Annotated in this window: 2 protein-coding genes and 2 pseudogenes; all 4 read right to left on the reverse strand. The window is 57.9% G+C overall.

Annotation, left to right across the window (positions count from 1 at the left end):
• Positions 1–187, reverse strand: a pseudogene (locus NKH90_RS34270) (adenosine kinase); the annotation flags it as partial.
• Positions 188–297: 110 nt separating this feature from the next.
• Positions 298–1473, reverse strand: a complete 1176-nt coding sequence (gene metK, locus NKH90_RS34275; RefSeq protein WP_352458264.1) for a methionine adenosyltransferase — start codon at positions 1471–1473, stop codon at positions 298–300.
• A 54-nt stretch (positions 1474–1527) separates the two neighbouring features.
• Positions 1528–2866, reverse strand: a pseudogene (glyA, locus tag NKH90_RS34280) (serine hydroxymethyltransferase).
• 207 nt (positions 2867–3073) lie between these two features.
• The gene (locus tag NKH90_RS34285) at positions 3074–3250 is read right to left on the reverse strand and encodes an ArsR family transcriptional regulator (RefSeq protein ID WP_352458265.1); all 177 of its coding nucleotides are present in this window, start codon (positions 3248–3250) and stop codon (positions 3074–3076) included.
• Positions 3251–3808 lie beyond the last annotated feature (558 nt).

Below are 3808 nucleotides of genomic sequence, written 5' to 3' on the forward strand. Positions count from 1 at the left end.
TGCCGGCGCTGCCGCCCGAGGCTTCAATGGCCGGGCCCATGCGGCTGTAGAGCAGTTCGGCGCGCCTCGTGTCGATCAAATTCATTGCGCCCTTGATGATGCCATTCGTCTCCAGGAACGCCTCGTCGCACTGGGCGATGATGTCGACGATGGCATTTCCGATACAAAGCACGTCATAGTCCGGCATAATTCATGTCTCCGCCAAAGTACCCACCGGCTTTCTGGCATGCCGGCCGCGGGCGGGTCTGGCCAGTGGGAATGGGCTTTCCGCTTGCCAATCCGTTCGGCGCCAGCCCCTCACGGGGCGGCAAGTCCTGCCTCGCGACGCAATTCGTCGGCCCTGTCTGTCTTCTCCCAGGTGAAATCAGGCTCTTCACGGCCGAAATGGCCATAGGTCGCGGTCTTGCGGTATATAGGGCGTAAGAGATCAAGCATCTTGATAATGCCCTTCGGTCTGAGATCGAACAACTCAAGAATGAGGCGCTCGATCCTTCTTTCCTCAACCCTCGCTGTTCCGAACGTGTTGACCATGACAGAAACCGGACTTGCCACGCCGATTGCGTAAGCAAGCTGCACCTCGCAGACGTCCGCAAGTCCGCTAGCGACGATATTCTTGGCGACATACCGGGCCGCATAGGCAGCTGAGCGGTCAACCTTGGACGGGTCCTTGCCCGAAAAGGCGCCGCCGCCGTGACGACCCATCCCACCATAGGAATCGACGATGATCTTGCGTCCAGTGAGACCGCAGTCGCCGCGCGGCCCGCCGACTACGAACCTCCCCGTCGGGTTGACCAGAATTCTGATGCCTTCCGTCTCCAGATGGGTCGGCAGGACAGGCTTTATGATTTCCTCAATGACGCCCTCGCGGACCGTCTCTTGCGAGACCTGCTCGTCATGTTGGGTCGATACGACAATGGTATCCAGGGCGACCGGGCGCAACCCCTCATAGCGCACTGAGACTTGGGATTTCATGTCAGGACGCAACCAGCCAAGCTGTCCTGCTTTCCGGACATCTGCCTGTCGTTTCGTCAAGCGATGAGCGAGCTGGATCGGCAAAGGCATCAGAGTATCGGTTTCGCGGCATGCGTAGCCGAACATGAGGCCCTGATCTCCCGCTCCCTGTTGGAGGTCCTGCCCTCGTCCCTCGTCAACGCCCTGGCTAATGTCGGGCGATTGCTCGGTGAGTGCATGAATGACGGAGCAACGCCGGCCGTCAAAGCCGACGGCCTCATCGTCGTATCCAATATCGAGAATCGTATCGCGCGCAACTTGGCTATAATCCACCTGCGCATCGCTGGTAATCTCGCCAGCCAGAACGACCATCCCTGATTTTACCAACGCTTCACAGGCGACGCGCGCCTTGGGATCGGTGCGGAGGATGGCATCGAGGATGGCATCCGAGATGTTGTCGGCCAACTTATCCGGGTGTCCCGCGCCAACCGATTCGGAAGAGAACACGAACTGCCTAGCCATGAAATGTCTCGCTTCGGGTGTTGGAGTTGTATGGGGCATTTTGCTTAGCCCACCTTATCTGTCGGCGATGCCCGGGACCTCGAACGCAGCGCACAAGTCGGCAACGTCTCTTCGCACGCAGGCATGGAGATCTTCGTCGTCTGGCTCGCCGGAGGACGGAGTCAATGAAGCCAGCAATTTGCACCGTTTCCACATCGCGCATGCCCATTGATGTCACTGCTGGCGCCCCCAGGCGAATTCCGCTTGTGACCGCAGGATGGCGCGGCTCGCCCGGCACCATATTAAAGTTCGTAACGATGCCTGCCTTCGCTAACCGCTCGGCATAGGCCTTGCCTGATAGTGGTGGATCGCGAAGATCAAGGATCAGCATGTGATTGTCAGTGCCCCGGGTGACCAGGTCATAACCTCGGTCCAGAAGCGCCTGGGCCAGAGCCTTGGCATTTTTGACAATCTGTCGGCCGTAACTGCGGAAGGACGGGTCCGCGGCTTCCCGCAAAGCGACAGCTAACGCCGCGATAACATTCATATGGGGGCCGCCTTGCAGTTGAGGGAAGACAGCGCGATCTATTCGTCTGGCGAGATTGTATTTGCCCTTCGAATGATACAGCGCTTGATAACGATCTTCATTCCTTAACAAAATGAAGCCACCACAAGGACCGCGGATCGACTTGTGAGACGTGCTGCTGGCGACGTCGCAATGGGGTACGGGATTCGGATGCGCTCCAGCGACAATCAGGCCACTGATGTGCGCTATGTCGGCCACGAGATAGGAGTTCGCCTCCAGAGCGATTTCTGCAATTGCCGCGTAGTCAAAGACACGCGGATAAGCAGTCCCGCGGACCCAAATGAGCCGCGGCCGTTCCCGCTTGGCTGTCTCGCCCACGCGGTCATAATCAATTTGCTGCGTCTTTTCGTGCAGCCCATAAGGGAAGCGTTGATAGTCAGTCCCGGAAAAGTTGATGGCCCAACCATGACTCAGATGGCCCCCTTCCGGAAGGGGCAAGCCCATGACCTTGTCACCGGGGCTCAAAAGCGCGCGGTAGACGGCCTGATTGGCCGGCGAGCCGGAATAAGGCTGGACGTTGGCGTGTTCGCTGCCAAATAATGTTTTCAAGCGCTCAATGGCGAGGGTTTCAAGCTCATCGACGATCTCGTTTCCCGCGTAGTAGCGCGCAGCGGCGTACCCCTCGGCGTACTTGTTCGTGAAAATCGAACCGGTCGCTTCCAGCACGGCCGAGGAGGCAAAGTTCTCAGATGCGATCAGTTTGAGCGTCGTCCGCTCCTGCCGCTCCTGTCTTAGAAGCAGTTCGTGAACGCGGCAATCAACCGCCGCCAAGCGAGACCGTCCGTAAGTGTCGGGCGGCGCGATGGCGCCGTCGGCGGAGTTGTCCATGGTGGTTTCGCGCTCCAATTGGACTGATCTATTTCACGGTCAAGCATGCGATCCCCTTCGACGGCGCGTCTTGTTTCGCTTCGAGCCGTTGAAGGTCTCGTTTGTGATAGCCATCGCCGTGGGGCAGGAGATCAACCAACAATTGAACCAGCCCGCCGTCCTTACCTCGTGCTTTGAGATGGTACGAGCACCACGGACGTTGTTCGTTCAGTAAAGAAAGTCGGCTCTGGCGAGCAGCCGGACGTGTCGCACAACCCGCTCGCGACGCACGCCCAGAATCTCCGCTAGCTCGCAGACAGTTAGGTCCGCATGCGCGCAAAGGCCCAGGATTCGAAGGCGATCAAAATGCGCTGCCGTGCGTAGGCGACTGACCAGTGTCATCATGGGTCAGGACCAAGCCACATGGAAAGCCGGGGCACTCGTCCTACTGAATTTGTCATTTCGCGTTCTCCACAGATGTTGCAGCTTTCGAACCAAATTATATGGTTCGTTGTCCAGCGACCGGACAATCTTGGTGGCCGTGAAGATACTGTTTTGAGCCGATATGGCTGTGTCGAACAAACAAGATGGGCGCTCTTCTTGCGATTGGCTTTAGCTTCAGCGGGTCGAAGAATAAGCGGCGCACGGTTTGGACCCCACTGACCTCAGACGTTGCAATAAGCCTACCATTCACAGCGAACCGGAGTTGCTAAGAGTCTATGAATTTCCTTGAAGGATCTGTTGCAACGTTTGCCCAGCCGCTCTTGCTCCCGGCTTGCAGCGGTCAATCTCGAGCACACTGATCGCCGTGATGCAAAGATGACAAAGGAAGATTCCCTTTCAAACCGATCTTCTTCCTGGCCAAGTAGTTCGTAGTCAGTTGTGTGCGTCAAGTTCTGCAAAATGGCGTGGCATTGCGGTGACGTCGGCGTGTCCGCCGCGCAGCCCCCGTGTTTAGCGGAG

Origin of the sequence: Mesorhizobium sp. M0898 (assembly GCF_040319695.1) — a bacterium.
Classification (GTDB): domain Bacteria; phylum Pseudomonadota; class Alphaproteobacteria; order Rhizobiales; family Rhizobiaceae; genus Mesorhizobium.

What these genes read in the sequence shown, in the direction of transcription:
- NKH90_RS34285 (WP_352458265.1), bottom strand. Translation starts at nt 3,250, where the DNA reads ATGATGACACTGGTCAGTCGCCTACGCACGGCAGCGCATTTTGATCGC.
- metK (WP_352458264.1), bottom strand. Translation starts at nt 1,473, where the DNA reads ATGGCTAGGCAGTTCGTGTTCTCTTCCGAATCGGTTGGCGCGGGACAC.